Below are 15120 nucleotides of genomic sequence, written 5' to 3'. Positions count from 1 at the left end.
GAAAGGGGCGGTGCTCGACAGGCGCGACCCGCGCCGGAAAGGAGGTGAGTGCATGAGCAATGATTGGAAACTGGCGCGTATCGCAGAAGCATGGGCGCTGGTTGGGAAAGGCGGCCTTTCAGCCAAGATCGGAACCGCCTTCCTGAAACAACACGGGGCCATCTAGGCCCCCTCGCTCCAGCCCCGAAGGGCTGGGGCAGCAATACCACAAACGCAAACAAGACGACAAGGAAAAGACCCATGACCATGCAAGAGACGATTACCGCCCCGACCGAACAGATCCCCTTTGGCGATCTCTATGTGTCCGATCTGAACCCGCGCACCGTGTTCAGCCCCGAGGGCATCAAGGCGCTGGCCGAGAACATTCGCCAGCTTGGCCTGATTCAAAACCTCGCAGGGCTGCGCGACGAAACAGGCAAGGTTGGCATCGTGGCCGGAGGGCGTCGGCTTCGCGCCCTCGAGACGCTGCAAGATGATCCGCGCTTTGCAACGGTTTCCGTGAAGATCGCACCGGATCAAGCGACAGCCGCGGTTTGGGCTTCGAGCGAGAACCACCAACGCGAACAACCCCACCCCGCAGACGAAATCCGCGAATATGGCGCTATGGCGGAGCGCGGTGTTCCAGCCCCTTCCATCGCACTCGCCTTTGGCGTCAATGAACAGCATGTCTATCGCCGCCTCAAGCTGGCAAGCTTGCCTGTATCGGTGCTGGATGCGTTGAAGGCCGGAGACATCACCCTGTCCAATGCCGCGGCGTTCACGATCAGCGAGGACGAGGCCAACACTCTGAGCGTTCTCGAGCATGTGCGCGGCGAAGGCTATAGCGATCATCGGATCAAGCAGATGCTCAAGCCTGACTCTGTCGGGCAGACGGACCGACGCGCCGTCTATGTCGGGCTGGAGGCATATCAGGCAGAAGGTGGGCGGGTGACTGGCGATCTTTTTGCCGAGCAGACCTACCTTGATGATGTGTCGCTCTTGAATGAGCTATTCGCCAAGAAGCTGGAGGCCGACGCAGACGCCATGAAGGCCGAAGGCTGGAAATGGGCTGAGGCTCTGAGCGAAACCTATGTCGGATACTACGAGTTGGAAGAACGCAAGGTCAGCCGCATCTACCGAGAGGAAGGGGAACTGTCTGAGGAAGACAGCGCGCGCTATGACGAACTGGCAGCGAGCGAGGTTCTGGACGATGCAGGAGCTGAGGAACTCGCCGCGTTGGAGGCCACTCTCGCCGGACAATGGTCCGACAAACAGAAATCCGTCGCAGGTGTCTTGATCTATGTGGGTCAGAGCGGTGTGTTGAAGACCTATGAGGGTCTTGTCCTCAAAGAAGACAAAGCCGCCGCCATTGATGCGGGTGTTCTGAGCAAATCAGACCACGCAAGCACGGGTGCGCCGAAGTCGCCCATCAGCCAGAAACTGCGTGACGATTTGGGCCGCATCGCGCGTGGCGCGCGCCAACATGCAGCGCTGCGCGATCCCGATCTTCTGATCGACCTTCTGGCCTATCAGTTGAGCCATGCCTTGCGTTGGAACAACCCGCTTGGCATCGCCACAACCGAAGTCCCGAACTGGCCCTCGACCGAGGCAGAGGGCTATGCGCTTGACGAGCGCCTGACCGCCAATCCGCCGCGCAACATGTGGGAAGCGAAAGACCTTGGTGCGTCGTTCCGCGCGTTCCGCAAGAAAGGCCCCGAACATGTACGTGGTGAATTGGCCCGGTTCCTTGCGGCACAGTATGGCGGGGGCTGTGAGCCGCTGGTTGCGATGATCGACAAGGAGACGCAGCCCCGTATCCGCGAGGTGTGGACCCCAAACGCGGCGAACTTCTTTTCCCGCGTGGCCGGATCCTACCTCAACGAACTGTGGCGCGATCTTCTGGACCTGTCCGAGGGCCACCCCACAGCCACGACATTTGCCAAGCTGAAAAAGGCTGAGAAGGTGGCAAAGCTGGAAGCTCTGTTGGCCGGAGATACGGACCTGCGCCAGGCCCATGGGATCACCGAGGCACAGGCCGCAAAGATCGATGCATGGCTCCCCGAAGGCATGGAGTGAAGCCAACGGCGGGGCGCGAAAGCGCCCCGCTTCATGAGTTGAAAGCCCAATAAAGCATGGGGATCGAAGCTGGGTTCTGCATTCCAAACCTTGCTTTTGTTCCTGTATTGTTCTATTGTGGTGTCGCAGTGGATCAACGACAGGAGCTGCCCGATGTCCCACGTACGACAAAAGACATTTGCCTCACCGGCGACGCTGCCCACCCCCAAGCAGATGGCCTATGCTCGCGCATTGGCTCAGCAGAACGAGAGCGTCCTGCCATGGGAGGCCACCACATCGCGTCAGAATCTCAGCCAATGGATCGATGCCCAACTTGTTCGGGCCAGAGCCAGCGATGCCAATCTGAGACCCACCTCGAAACAGGTGGCCTTCGCCGAGCGCATCGCCCGTATGAAACGTTCAGCCGTTCCCGATGAGTGTTTTCGCAGCCGCGAACTTTTGAGCCGCTGGATTGACAGCAACAGGCATTGAATCCAAGCTATCCCTGTTGAGAACAGTTTTCCTCACCTCTTAACCAATGACAACTGGCCCCGTCGCTAAGCACCAGCGCGGGGCCATTTTTGTCAACTATAGTTGACAGTTTTGGGGGCGAAAACTATAGTTGTCACATGGTTGAGTTGATCCGAAGCAATATCTTTGATGAGTGGTTGTCCGGCTTGAAGGACCACCGAGCCATTGCCCGGATCACTGCGCGACTTGATCGTCTTGCCGTCGGAAATTCAGGCGATGCCGAACCTGTCGGCAATGGCGTTTCTGAACTGCGGATCAACTACGGGCCAGGGTATCGAGTCTATTACATGCGTCGAGGTCAGTATGTTGTCGTCTTACTTTGTGGAGGAGACAAGTCCTCGCAACGCCGGGACATAAAGCAGGCCAAGGCACTAGCTGGAGAATGGAAGGACTGAGTAATGAAAGAAGTGACATTTGCCCGCTATGATACCGCTGACTACCTCAAGTCCGAGGAAGAGATTGCGGCCTATCTTGCAGCGGTTATGGAGGAAGGTGGCGATGATCCGGCCTATATTGCCCGCGCGCTTGGGACCGTTGCGCGTGCGCGGAACATGACCGCGCTGGCCAATGAAGTCGGAATGAGCCGCGTTGGTTTAAACAAGGCGCTGTCAGGAGAAGGCAATCCTACTCTCTCAACGGTTTTGAAAGTCGCCAAAGCTCTTGGGCTCAAAGTATCGTTTCAGCCGGCCGCATGATCCGCCGGTCCTGACTGGTTTCTGTCCGGGCGGCTCAGGGCATCAGCCCCGCGCCGCCCGGACTTGGGCTATTCGCCCGGAACCGCTGCGCGGGCTGTGGGCCTGTTATCGGCACCAGCTCTGCCGACGGCCGCCGTTGTAGGGTCGCGCGAGGCGCTCCCCGATCAGATGCCGCCCAAGATCTTTGCCTCGGATCAAGATCCGCGCAAGGCCCCGACCATATTTATCGCGTCCCGGCAGCACGATGAACTCCACCATCCCGGCATTGTAGACCAGCTCGCGTGCACGCTTCGTGGTGGCCTCTCCGAGCGCTTTCTCATAGGAGCAGCGCGGCCGATAGGTTTCTGGCGTGTCATAGCCGACAAGGCGATATCGCAACTCACCGATCGCCACGGTGTCGCCATCGATCATGTAGAGCGTAGACGCGCGGATCATCTCTGCAGGGCTTTGGGTCGGAGCCAACCCAAGAAGGCTTCCCAACATGAGGATCAGCAGATGGGCGGAAAGGCGGGGTGTCTCCCGCTGTCTCTTGTCCCTGTTTATTCGGTTCAGTTTCTCTTCAACGCGTCTACGAACAAACCAACTCGACATAGAAACAGTTCCCTTGTTCCAGGCGCGCGAGGGATGCGCCATCGTTCTGGTTGATGATCCGACCGATCAGCCGCAGGCGTCAACCCGGTCTTGCCATCCTATCGCTTCGATCCTGGCGGAGCTCCTGTTGCGGCCCCTCTGGTCTCCTTTGCATTCGGCGTTTCGGAGAGATGAAACCTACAGGGTCGCGCGGCAGCCGGCCTACGGCCTTCAATGGCTCATTTCCCCTGGCCCTGCGGGCCATTCCTCGCGAAGTCAAATGAGCCTTTGACTGCCCCGACTTGCACCCTGTTTGGCGGGTTCATCGAAACGCCAGCATGAAAGGATAAACCAATGGCCGCTCAAAACATGAAACTCCGCGTCAAAACCGGTGAGAAGGATGGCAAGAACTTCTGGGACACCTGCGGGGTCGTCTTCATCAACCAGAACGATGCCGGCGAGATCACCTCGATCCAGGTCCGTCACAACATGTTCCCCAATGTCGAGATGGTCGCCTTCCCCAAACGCGACGATGATCCCGTCACCGAATAAACAGGGACAAGGGGCGGCTTTGCGCCGCCCCTACCGCCGTGGGCTGATCCAAAGGAAGCCTTCCCGAGACGGATTGATCGGAATAGAGGACCGGGTTTCGTGTGTCTCTCGATGGGTCAGCTGCGATTTGAATTCATCGGGGGCAGGTGTTCGACCTGGTGTGTTTGATTGGGAAGGCCAGATGGGCCTCTTCCAAGAAGTAGAAGAGCATTTGGAGAATGGGTGAGCGTCTTTTCAGGGCACCTCCTCGCTTCACGAGGATTGCGCGCTAGGCCCGCCAAGGCGGCCCCCAAGCCGATCGGCGCGATGGTCCCGGCTGCGACCGGGGCGGCCTGTCTCTCACGAGCCAGCCCTTTCCCGGTTCGGTCCTGGTCCCCCTGCACCGCCTGTCTCGGCCCATGCGGGTGACGCTCGCGGGCGCGCTCACCAGGTCTTCCCACAAGTCTCCTCACGTCTCTTCGCTAAATGGGGGCCGTTCCGCTCGTCGCCTGCAAGGCCCTGACGGGCTGGAAAGACCTGTCGAGAGGGTAGAGGAAGATCTCCGAACGAGTGCGTCAATCTCTTGCTCAGGGGGATTCGGACAAGCCGAACGCCCCTGACACCTTTGGGCCGCGCTGCTAGCGCGTCCAAGTAGGGAACCGCCGGTTCCCCCACGCAACCCCGAAACACTGCGCCCAAAGCGGTCTCCCCAACCACGGTCTCGGCTTTGCCGAACTGCGTGGCCGGGTGATCCCCCTCCGCTTTGGGCTTGGTTTGCGGCATTGCACGGGTCCCCCTCCTGCCCTCGCCGGGAGGCAGGCTTTCAGGAGAGGGGCACGCTTCGCGCTTCCTCGCCAGAAACCCCGCCCCGATTTTCGGCACCAAGACCGAGAGGGCAACGCATAGGAGACCACAAATGGCGAAAGCAAAGTTTGATGTATATAGCCACGTCACGGACATGATCATTGCGGAGATCGAGGCGGGCACCCCGCCTTGGCGCAAGCCTTGGACCGGAAGTGCGAGCGGTATCGCCTTGCCGGAGCGTCACAATGGCGAGGCATATCGCGGTATCAATGTGTTGATGCTTTGGATTGTGGCGGCAAAACAGGGTTTCGTGTCGAGCCGCTGGATGACCTACAAACAAGCCCAAGAGCTTGGTGGGCAGGTCAAGAAGGGCGAGAAGTCCTCTACCGTGGTCAAATATGGCACCTTCACCCGTAAGAACGACGATGGCGAAGAGGAAGACGTCCCCTATGCACGCGCCTATCGGGTTTTCAATGCAGACCAGATCGAGGGGTTGCCAGAGAACCTCTATATCCGTCCCAAGGCCCCGCGCGACCTTGGCACCGAGAGCGATCCCGAACTGGAGGCGTTCTTTGCCCGCACCGGGGCTGAGATTATCACCAGCGACGAGCCGCAAGCCTACTACAGCCCGGCAAAAGATCACATCCATATGCCCCCGGTCAGCACTTTTCACAGCACGCGAGATTATTTTTCGACCCTTGCCCATGAAGCAATTCACTGGACTGGCTCTGAAAAGCGGTTGGCTCGGATCAAGACCTTTACCACAAGCGAGGATTACGCGAACGAGGAATTGATTGCGGAGATTGGAAACGCCATGATCTGTACCCAACTCGGCCTCGAGCCGGATTTTGGACAGAGCGCGGCATATATCGAAAGCTGGCTCAAAGCGCTGAAGGAAGACAAGAAAGCAATCTTCCGCGCGGCTTCCCATGCCCAAAGGGCGGCGGATTTCTTGTTGGAGGCCGCAGGCGACGGCACCAAGGCGGCCGCAGCATGAGCGCGGCGGCACACTCCCCCGCCATTCAGGCCGAGCGCATCCTTGAGGCACTCAATACGCTCTATCCTGACGCCGCCGGCCATGTGGCTGATCTGATGGAGTATGCGCTTTGCGATCTGCGCCACTTGGCCGACCAACAAGAAATCTGTTTCGGGAGCATCGACCAGAAGGGGTATCGCACCTATCTCGAGGAGAAGAAGGGGAGATAGGAAACAGCGGCGTGCGCGTCGGCCCTTCTGAAGGCCGGTCGCGCGCGCCACACCGCCAACTGGAATCCCGCGACGGACCGCCGGAGCTCTCTTGCGCCCAAATTACCTTTTCTCAGCACTGAAGAGTGTATGTCCCTCCGGACGACCTAGATCGAGAAAGCCCCACCTTGGTCCGTGAAGCAAAAGGTGGGGTCTTTGCGTGTATAGCCCCTAGTCCAGAATTCGGAGCAGCCCTCTCGACACCGATGCGTTTTAGCGCTGAATTGGAGGTCTACTGACGGAGCGTGCGAAGCCTTAGATCAAGCGTTCTTCTTCCTGGCCCTCGCTGCCAGTTCCCAAAGGTTCATTCGTTTTCGGTGCCACTCCCATGATAAAAACCTGCTTTCTTCTGTTCTGCTTTGTCTTGACCGGCTACGGCATCGCTTATTTTGAGGCAGAGGGTTTGGCGGTGCTGAATCCCCTATTCTGGTCCGCGCTCGAGGCTGGCCACATGCTCATGATGATCTCGCTCGCTTATAGGCTTGTCACACTGACCGTTCAGGTCGAGTCATCACGCTAAGAATTTGTTCGAGCTCTTCGAACCGCAGGAAGGTCTCGGTATCCTCATGCATCCGGAAACCGATACCCTCACTCCAGACAGAGATTTCGAGCATGGTTGCGCTTTCATGATCCAGAACGCAGATCATTGGGCGTCCGTGCAAAGAGTTCGTATTGGGAACAGAGAGGCGCCCCTCCCTGGGGAGAAACAGCCGCGCTTTGTCTTTCTTCGATCCATCGCGGTTCTTGAGAAGGCCGCAGAAGAGTTGAACGAAACGGGCGGTCATTCGAAACCTCCAGATCGGGCGCTGAATGTCCGGGTGCGGGGCAGGGGGTGCGAAGCGAAGTCCGTGCGAGAGGCAGAGGCCGCGGTGTTCGCAAAGATGCGAGCCATTTGAGCTTCGAAGAAGGCGCGCGAGATCGTGGCGCGGTTTCCGGCATGATCGTGATAGGCGGAGAGGCCGGAGGCGAGAGGAAGCCCGGCCCAGACCTTGGCAAGGCGATCCATGAAGGCGGCTTGAGTGATGCGCCCGGCCCGGAACGCCCCATAACCAGCGTCGGTCAGAAGCACGTCGGCCATGCGGTCCTGGGTCGTGGCTGTGAAACGCGTGGAGCCCGGCAGGGAGAGGCGGTCCTGAAGCCGGGCGAGGGTGGAGGGGATGACCTGGTAGCGACCAATGGCGTGGTGCTGACCGGGGGTGGCGGCGATCCAGTCGACGATCTCCTCAAGGGAGAGATCGGAGGGCGCTTTGGGTGGCTCGATCTTTGCCGCGTGATGGACCGCATCGTAGCCCGCACCGGGAGACTCGGCGAAGGCAATGAGCGCGAGGAGCTTGTCTCTCGCAGGTCCCGAGGGCAGGCGGAACGCGTGTTCCCTCGGGCGGGCCTTGCCGGGCAGGGAACGTTCGAAGGCATCAAGGGCAACCCAGTCTGAGAGGCGGGCCGAGCTGTCGGTGGTGATCGACCAGCCCTTGCGAGGAGCGCACTCGGCGTGCGCCTTGCGCATCTCGTCAGCTTCCCCGGCATCGAAGCTGCCGGAGGTTGCCCAGCCCTCCGAGGCGGCGGGGCAGGGCAGGCTCAAAGCAGCGAGCACGAGGGCGAGAAGTGCCTTGTGTGTTTTCACTTTGAGAGGGGTTGAGGCGCACTGCGCCACCAGGTTTGCGGGCTTCTTGTGACCGCTCCTTTGGGGGGAGCGGGCCACAAGCGCCCATTCGGCTGTGCCAGCCTCATATTTTCTCCACACATAACGCAGCAAGCTGCAAACGCGGGCAAAGCCCTTGTTTTTAAGGCCGAAATGCCCGTGGCACGGAATTTCAGTGTCGGAGACTTGTAAGTCCTTGATTTTATTGGTCTCGCCCAGCTGTGGCCCGGCAGCGGGCCCGCTCCGGTCCACCTCTGGCCCAGCTGCGGCCCGGCTCTGGTCCAGCATTCCGCGCCCGATCACAGTTCCAAATCCCCCCCTTCACGCGAGAGGAGTTCCTCTGGCTCTCGCCCCATTTGGTCCTGAAGGAGCATGGCGAACTCGCGCTCTTTCTCGCGCAGGTGATCGAAGTCGAGCTCTTTCAAATGCGAGGTGCGCTTCTGCAAAGTCTCGAGCATGAGGTCCGTCATTTCGCGCAGCATGCCGACACCAACATCTGCGTCCGACATGAAGGATTGGATGAACATGCGCGTCGCCAGCATCTCGGAGAGGACAATTTCCTGAAGACCCTTGAACGCGGCGCGTTGCGCCTCGAGTGAAGTCAGGACGGTTGCGAGATCATCGGACCCGGAGGCGGGCGCCGCCCGGATCTCCTCGCGGGCTTCGTCGCGCTGGTCGATGAGGTCGGCGATAGCATCATCGAGCGCTTGTTGACGGTTCGCCTCTGCGCCCTGGATCAGGGTGCGGGCGACGGGTCCAAGGCGGACTCGAAGGGTTGATTGGGTGTCTGTCATAGTGTGAGTTCCTTGTTCTTGCGGGAGAGGTCTTTGGCGAGATTTTCGAGCTCCTCGGCGCGTTGCTGAAGCTCAGGATCGGAGAGGCGGGTGTCGCCAAGCGTCGTCTGTTTCTCCCGCATCTCTTGCTTGGTCATGGTGGCTTCGGTCTTGTCTGTATCCTGTGCCTTCTCGTCCTGTCGTTCGAGACGAGAAAGGCGTCCTTCCGTCCAGAGATCGAGTGCGGCCGGTCGGGTGCCGGTTTCCTTTTCGACCCGATCGGCAAGGGTCGAAGGGTCGTTGGTGATGAGCCGGGCTTCATCGCGCGCGCGACTGATCTCCACATAGAAGCTCTTCTGGTTGACCAGCCGTTCCGTGGCGGACATGGCGACGATCACGCGGTCCACTGTCTCACCCTGTACGGCATGGGTGGTGGCCGCGTAGTCGTGCTCAGCACCGCGGGCCGCGAGTGTGTCGGCCGCAAAGCTGATCCGCGTGCCTTCGCGTGTTTCGACCTCGACGTGATCCGTCCCGAGCGCGGTGATCTGCGCGCGCATGCCATTGGTGATTCCGACCTCCTTATCGGCGATCCTGAATCGCAGTTGATCGCCAAGAGCGAGAGGACGGTCCTCGGTCTGGTAAACGATGAGAGCCTTGCCAATCTCCTTACGGTTGTGGGTCTCGGAAAGCGCCACTTCCCGCAGCGTGCCGTCACCTTCGTATTGAAGAGTGATGCTGTTGCGGGTCTCGCTCACATCGTGGACGCGATAGGTCTGTTGCTTTTGCAGATCTTGCGACCGGCTCGAGACCAGAGATTGCACCACATCGCCGGGTTGAAAGCTGCGCGCATCGACGCGCTCGGCTTCGCTCAGCTGACGGCTGCGCAGGCCGGAAACGGAAAGCGCATCGGCACCGATCTGCCCTTCGCTGCGCAGCCCCTGGCGAATGGCGTCATTGATCTCTGCGCGTGCCGCGTTGGTCAGGGTCAGGACGCGGGTTTCGCTCCGCTCGCTGGGGGAGAGGGCGAGGAAAGCTGAGGCGGCCTCTCGGTTTGGCTCTTCGCTTTGCTGTACGTGACCCTCGAGGCGAGAGAAGGCGTCGCCGATCTCGCCCTTGATGGTGTGCAACACGGCCTGCTTCAGGTCCGTGTCCCGCTGTCTGCGGATCTCGTCCATGATGGCGGTGGGCATGCCGGCTTTCTGTAACTGAGCGAAGGGCTGGCCCGCTCTGACGGCATCGAGCTGTTGCGTATCACCGACCAGGACGACGCGGGCCGCACCGGTGCGTTCGGCATAATCCATGAAGCTCCTGAGATCTTTCGCGCCAAGCATGGCGGCCTCATCGACCATAAGGATGGCCTTGCTGTTATCGACGTCTTGCGGGTGGTTGCGCTCTGCGGTGACCACCTTGGCAACGGTCTCGGCCGCGCCAAGCACCGCTGTCATCTCCTGCACGGCTTGGTGGCTGGGGGCGAAGCCCTTGATCTCATAGCCGCTCTGAGCGGCGTAATGAGCCACACGCTCCATCATGAATGTCTTGCCGGTACCGGCATAGCCTTGCACCCCGACATAGCGGCCCGGACCCGTCAGGGAGGTCATGACGGCGCCTTTTTGGCCTTCGGTGAGAGAGTTGGCATCGTTCAGCTTCTTTGAGAGAGTGCCCTCTGGGGAACGTCGGTCGTCCGACGCAAGCGTGATCCCCTCCGTCTTCGCACTGGCGCGCAGGGTTGTGATGAGGCTGCGATCGAGCGCCACTGCGGCCTTGTCGGTCAACCTGTCGGGATCTTCCTTGTCGGCGATGAGTTGGCCCTTGTCGATCCGGCGTTCGATTTCCCGATCGACGGCGGCAAAGCTGGCACCGAGACCAAGGCGCAAGGCCTGGGTGGTGAGCTCGGCCCTCTCATAGACGGCGCTGCGCTCACTGACATGGGCAACGGCCTGTGAGACGGCGTGCACGGCCGGGTCGCTGTGCGAGGGGGATTGGGGCTTCTGCTCCTGAAGTGTCGTCCCCCCCATCAAGGCGCGGGCCTTGTCGAGGAGCCCCGCGCGGGGTGTTTCGAGCGGCCGCTGTTGATCCTTGGGGATTTCGGGGGCGGGGATGCGTTGCCCAAGGGAGCGGGTTTCCAACAGGTTCTTGTCGAGTCCGGCCGCAAGCGCTTCTTTGCGCCAGTCGGCATGCAGCTCTGCGCGGTCAACGTCCTTGTGCTTGGCCGCGCGGGTTGCCAGCGTGGCCTTGGCGGCGTTCTCGGGGCTGAGCTCCATCCCCTTTTGATCGAGCGCTGAGACGATTTCCTGACGTCGCTTGGAGAAGGCCTCGACGACCTCGCGGGAGATGCCCCGCACATTGACCTCGCCATACTGCCCCCGGTCCGTCGCGATCCCGAGCGCGGAGAGGCGGGATTCGAACTCGGAGCGGTAGATTTCCGTGATGAGTGTCCGGTTCTTGAACATCGCCTCGTTGGTCAGGGCGGTGTAAGTGCCATTGTCATTCTTGACCATGTTGGCGATGACAGCGTGGCTGTGCAGGTTCGGATCGAGGGCGCGGGACGTGTCGTGGCGGTATATGCCTGCAATCAGCCCCTTGGCCTCGCCGGTGACGATCTTGCCATCTACCTGGTAGCGCGTCTTAGCAAAACGTTCCTCGACCACGGTCATCGTGGCCTTCACGGCCTCATCATGGGCCTTGGTGATCCGGTCGTCTCCGATCACCAAGGCGGCGATCGAGGCGGATTTGGAGGCGGAGAAGGTCAGATCGAGGCCCGGACGGTGCTGGCGTTCGCCATCGACCCAGCGACCCATGAGCTTGCCATCGGGGGCCTGGCCCTCAAGGAAGGCGGCGAACTGCTGATCTGCGACCGGGCCCGTCAGCCCGATCTCTTCTGCTGCCTTGCCAAACCATTGTGTCGAGCCTTCGGCCTCGGGGCTGTCGGACTTGTAGTACCCCTCTTCCTTGTAATAACCGCTCGCCGCCGCTCCGGCGGAGACGTTGGAGATCGACATCATCGTTTGTGCCCTCCGGAGAGGCCAGTTTGTAGGCGCAACAGCTTGTGGTTCGCGGAATCTGGAACAGCCTGCGTGTATGCGCTGCCCCTACCTTTGCCTCCTGTGCGGCAACCATTGTCAGGTGACTGAGCTGCTCCGGGAGGAGATGCGGGGGTGGAATCGATGGAAGCCACCCCCATCGCGTCCTCGGAAGGGTAGGGCAGTTCGATCCTCTCGCGCTCTTTCTTGCGCTGTCCTGGTCGTGCGAGCATCATGCTCTCGTAAGGGTCGGGCTGGAAGATCTCATCGTCGGAAAGACCACGTACACGCTCGGACGCATAGTGCTTCCAGTAGGAAAGACGTTCCCAGAGGTTCCCCTCGCTCTCAAAGCCTTCCAGCGCGTCAGGGCGCACCCGCTTGACCCATCGCATGAAGGCACGCCGCTGCGCGTCGGGATCTTCGGCCGCAAAGCCTTCGGTGGGGGCTTCGCCCTCGGAGAGATCGGTCTTCAGCGCATCGAGGCGCATCCCGCCATGATCGAAGCCACCGCCGTGGTAGGGCACCATCTTATTGGTCTTTTGCTCTGTCTTGACTGGTTTGAATTCGACCTTGGCCGTCGGCGCATCATAGGCCGGACGGAAGAATGCGGTGAACTGGGGGAGAGACTGGATCTCCGCAGGGGTGACGATCGGGCGTTGAGTGCGTCGGCCCATGATGCCGACGCCGTCGCGTGTGTCATGGGCGCCGAGGGTGAGGTTTTCATTAACCTCGACCACGTCTTCCTCGCCCAAGGAGCGAGAGGAGCGCTGTGCGGTGTTGAAGTCAGGCGTGTTGAAGACGATCCGGTTGTTGAGCACGCCCGAGATGGTTTCCGCCGCCTTGTCGCCATAGATGTCTTCGAGCTGTGAGAAGACCTGGTAGCCGACGACGAAAGCACCGCCGAACTGGCGGATCTCCGCGAGGCTCTTGGGCAAGAAGGGCATCTTGTTGAGGGTGGGCACCTCATCGAGGAAGAACCAGACCTTTGGGTCACGGCTTTCTTCCGTGGTCATGAGCGCGTTCGCCGCAACCTCGAACAAGGTCGAGATGACGTTGCGGGTGGCGGCCGATTGCTCCGCATTGCCGGTCAGGAACACGAAGCCCGGCCGATCGTTGACGATCCAGTCTCGGATCGAGAAGGCCGGTGCATCGTCGCGCAAGTATTCCAGAAAGCGCAGCTCGGTGATCATATTGGCGCGGATCGAGGCGGAGGTGCGGGCCACGTCCTCCCCGAAGAAGTGCCGCCCCGGCGTGGCCTCGATGATCCGGGCCAGATCTTCTGCAGGGATCGTCATGATGGCATTGCGCAGATCGGCATTCGTGGTCTTGCCAGATTTTGCAAGTTCGCGCGCCGCATACTGGAAGACGAGACGAGCGGATTGGGTCCAGAACTGGTCCCCACCGCTCGGACGATCGGGGATCATGACTTCGGCAATCTGTGCGAAGCCCTCAGGCGAGTTGACCTCATTGAAGGGAGACCAGCCGACCGAGCGTTGATCAAATGGGTTCAGGATCACGTCGTGATCAGGGTCGAAGTGATCGCGCAGCAGGCCGCCCATGCGATCATAGATCACCGCGCGGCCGTCGGCGTCTCGGATGGTGCTCAGCAGTTCCTGCATGGCATTTGTCTTGCCGACGCCCACCGTGCCTGTGATGCCGATCTGCGCCTCGACGGCGTTGGGTGGGAACTCGATTCCGGCGAGCGTGTAGCGCGGACCCTTCTTCACGCCTTTGCCGACGGCCTTCTCATAGGCTTTCCATTTGCGACGCGACCAAGCCTGCAGCTCGCGTGGTGTGACCAGGCGCGCACCGCGAATGTGTTCCTCATCCTTCAGGGAGCGCCCGACCAGGACAAAGAGCAAGAAGACGACCGCGAAAGCACCTGTAGCAGGAATGCCCGCATACCAGATGAAGCGGCGGGCGTTGGCGGAATAGAGCGCGTAGAGCTCGCGGATCTCGGGATCGGCGTAGATGTCGCCAGCGCTGCGCGTCACGCGCCGTTGGGTGGCCGGGTCGACATAGGTCAGCTGTCGGTCTTCTGTACCGCGCCGCATGACGTTGAATTCGGCGATCCAGTAGGTGCCGGTCAGCTTGACCTTGTCAGGTTCATAGTACTGGGCGACGAGCCATATATAGACGATCGCAAAGACCCCGGCGGCGACGGAGATCGAGTATTTGATGACCTGAGCGGCCATCCGGGTCCAGTGTTGAGTGGTCTGCCCACCTCTGACGATCTGTGTGGGCCCTTTATTGCGCATGGTCGGCTCTCCGTGGGGTATCGTGGAAACCCCGCAAGGGGCCTCTCACGAGCAGGGAATGATTGCAGACGAGACCCCATGCGTTGCATCGATGGGGGCCTGCCTCGCCTCTCGTCTATGCGGGTCGATCACCCGTGAGGTTGGCTGATGCAGTATTGGTCATAGGCCCCATCGCCGGGGTTCTTGAGGAGCGAGAGGCGCCACCCTTCGGCTTGGTCATAGACGCGCATGGTGTAGAGCACGTTGCGTGGGGGCATGTATGTGCCGTAGCGGTTCTTCGCCGTGACCCTCGCTCACGCATGGCTATGGTCAGGACGATGGCCCAGAGGTCACGGGCCGGCTCAATGGTCATGTGCGGCTCCTGTCATCTGGCGAAATCGGCGCAGGAATGTTCTGTTCATGTACCACCCGCGTTCAATTTGTGATTGAATTCGACCCGTGATAAAATGGCCGCCCATGAAAGGATCCAGACAATGCGCCTGTTTTGGAAAACTCTTGCTGTCTTTCTTGCTAGTGCCGCAGCCGTTTGGAGCGCTGCGGGCTTGCTTGGGCGAGAGTTCGATCTCCCGACCAAGGCTTTGCTTGCGCTTTGGCTTGTGATCCTGTTCTTGGGTGCCCTCGCTCGCGCGTTGCGCGACGGAAATCGCTCCCGCCGCGCCGTTCGCAACGGTGCTACCTATGAGGAGGCTTTCGGTCTCGAGGCTTCGATGAGCGCTTTGGCGCTGAAGATCCTTGGACTCTTTGCGATCCTTGCCGTTTTCATGATCGCTCTGGGCGCGGCTGCGATCTATACTGGCAATCTCGAGCTGATTGGCCTCGCTGGCGAAGCCATCACTTCCAGCGTGATCGCCGCAGCGATCCTGCACTTCGCACGATATGGTGTGGCGGGGCAGGGGGACACCAGCCTGTCTGATATTGAGACTGATACGCGACCGGTCGGTAATCCCTTCTATGGCTACACGACTTATGAGCGGAATTACCCGTTCTCTAGCCACTAAAGCCTCGTTTTGATCGACACCC

At 60.4% G+C, this 15120-nt stretch carries 15 protein-coding genes; 8 read left to right on the top strand and 7 right to left on the bottom strand.

The window, feature by feature from the left end:
- The first annotated feature begins 240 nt into the window (after positions 1-240).
- The 4 genes from R1W01_RS16695 to R1W01_RS16680 all read left to right on the top strand — a co-directional run bounded on the left by R1W01_RS16695 (position 241) and on the right by R1W01_RS16680 (position 3260).
- Entirely contained in the window at positions 241-2055 is a 1815-nt protein-coding gene (locus R1W01_RS16695; protein WP_317275359.1) for a ParB/RepB/Spo0J family partition protein, read from the top strand.
- Between the two features lie 153 nt (positions 2056-2208).
- Entirely contained in the window at positions 2209-2526 is a 318-nt protein-coding gene (locus R1W01_RS16690; protein WP_317275358.1) for a hypothetical protein, read from the top strand.
- Between the two features lie 137 nt (positions 2527-2663).
- A complete protein-coding gene (locus R1W01_RS16685; RefSeq protein ID WP_317275357.1) occupies positions 2664-2960 on the top strand; it encodes a type II toxin-antitoxin system RelE/ParE family toxin in 297 nt (98 codons plus the stop codon).
- A 3-nt stretch (positions 2961-2963) separates the two neighbouring features.
- On the top strand, positions 2964-3260 hold the full coding sequence (locus R1W01_RS16680; RefSeq protein WP_317275356.1) for an addiction module antidote protein: 297 nt from the start codon (positions 2964-2966) through the stop codon (positions 3258-3260).
- A 105-nt stretch (positions 3261-3365) separates the two neighbouring features.
- On the opposite strand, the gene R1W01_RS16675 is transcribed toward R1W01_RS16680, so the two are convergent.
- Complete coding sequence (locus R1W01_RS16675) at positions 3366-3743, bottom strand: thermonuclease family protein (protein ID WP_317275355.1); 378 nt, start codon at positions 3741-3743, stop codon at positions 3366-3368.
- A 441-nt stretch (positions 3744-4184) separates the two neighbouring features.
- Here R1W01_RS16675 and R1W01_RS16670 point away from each other — a divergent pair, with 441 nt between their 5' ends.
- The 3 genes from R1W01_RS16670 (at position 4185) to R1W01_RS16660 (ending at position 6371) form a co-directional block, all read left to right on the top strand.
- Complete coding sequence (locus tag R1W01_RS16670; protein WP_317275354.1) at positions 4185-4382, top strand: hypothetical protein; 198 nt, start codon at positions 4185-4187, stop codon at positions 4380-4382.
- A gap of 895 nt (positions 4383-5277) precedes the next feature.
- Entirely contained in the window at positions 5278-6162 is an 885-nt protein-coding gene (locus R1W01_RS16665; protein ID WP_317275353.1) for an ArdC family protein, read from the top strand.
- On the top strand, positions 6159-6371 hold the full coding sequence (locus tag R1W01_RS16660; protein ID WP_317275352.1) for a hypothetical protein: 213 nt from the start codon (positions 6159-6161) through the stop codon (positions 6369-6371). The genes R1W01_RS16665 and R1W01_RS16660 overlap by 4 nt, the downstream gene beginning before the upstream one ends.
- Before the next feature lie 524 nt (positions 6372-6895).
- Here the strand turns inward: R1W01_RS16660 and R1W01_RS16655 are convergent.
- The 6 genes from R1W01_RS16655 to R1W01_RS16630 form a co-directional block, all read right to left on the bottom strand.
- A complete protein-coding gene (locus R1W01_RS16655) occupies positions 6896-7195 on the bottom strand; it encodes a hypothetical protein (protein WP_317275351.1) in 300 nt (99 codons plus the stop codon).
- The gene (locus tag R1W01_RS16650) at positions 7192-8031 is read right to left on the bottom strand and encodes a hypothetical protein (RefSeq protein ID WP_317275350.1); all 840 of its coding nucleotides are present in this window, start codon (positions 8029-8031) and stop codon (positions 7192-7194) included. The genes R1W01_RS16655 and R1W01_RS16650 overlap by 4 nt, the downstream gene beginning before the upstream one ends.
- 317 nt (positions 8032-8348) lie before the next feature.
- Positions 8349-8843, bottom strand: coding sequence for a hypothetical protein (locus R1W01_RS16645; RefSeq protein WP_317275349.1), 495 nt, complete (start codon positions 8841-8843; stop codon positions 8349-8351).
- Positions 8840-11824 (bottom strand): MobF family relaxase, encoded by a 2985-nt coding sequence (gene mobF, locus R1W01_RS16640; RefSeq protein WP_317275348.1) that lies wholly within the window; start codon positions 11822-11824, stop codon positions 8840-8842. The genes R1W01_RS16645 and mobF overlap by 4 nt, the downstream gene beginning before the upstream one ends.
- Positions 11821-14100: a type IV secretion system DNA-binding domain-containing protein gene (locus tag R1W01_RS16635; protein WP_317275347.1), complete on the bottom strand. Its 2280-nt coding sequence runs from the start codon at positions 14098-14100 to the stop codon at positions 11821-11823. The genes mobF and R1W01_RS16635 overlap by 4 nt, the downstream gene beginning before the upstream one ends.
- A gap of 128 nt (positions 14101-14228) precedes the next feature.
- Complete coding sequence (locus R1W01_RS16630; RefSeq protein ID WP_317275346.1) at positions 14229-14357, bottom strand: hypothetical protein; 129 nt, start codon at positions 14355-14357, stop codon at positions 14229-14231.
- A gap of 216 nt (positions 14358-14573) precedes the next feature.
- Between R1W01_RS16630 and R1W01_RS16625 the strand changes: the two genes are divergently transcribed.
- Positions 14574-15098: a hypothetical protein gene (locus R1W01_RS16625; protein WP_317275345.1), complete on the top strand. Its 525-nt coding sequence runs from the start codon at positions 14574-14576 to the stop codon at positions 15096-15098.
- Positions 15099-15120: the final 22 nt, after the last annotated feature.

It is taken from the genome of Shimia sp. FJ5 (assembly GCF_032918335.1).
Classification (GTDB): domain Bacteria; phylum Pseudomonadota; class Alphaproteobacteria; order Rhodobacterales; family Rhodobacteraceae; genus Shimia; species Shimia aestuarii_A.
The sequence above is the reverse complement of the archived record's forward strand: the minus strand, read 5'-3'. Positions and strand labels throughout refer to the sequence as shown.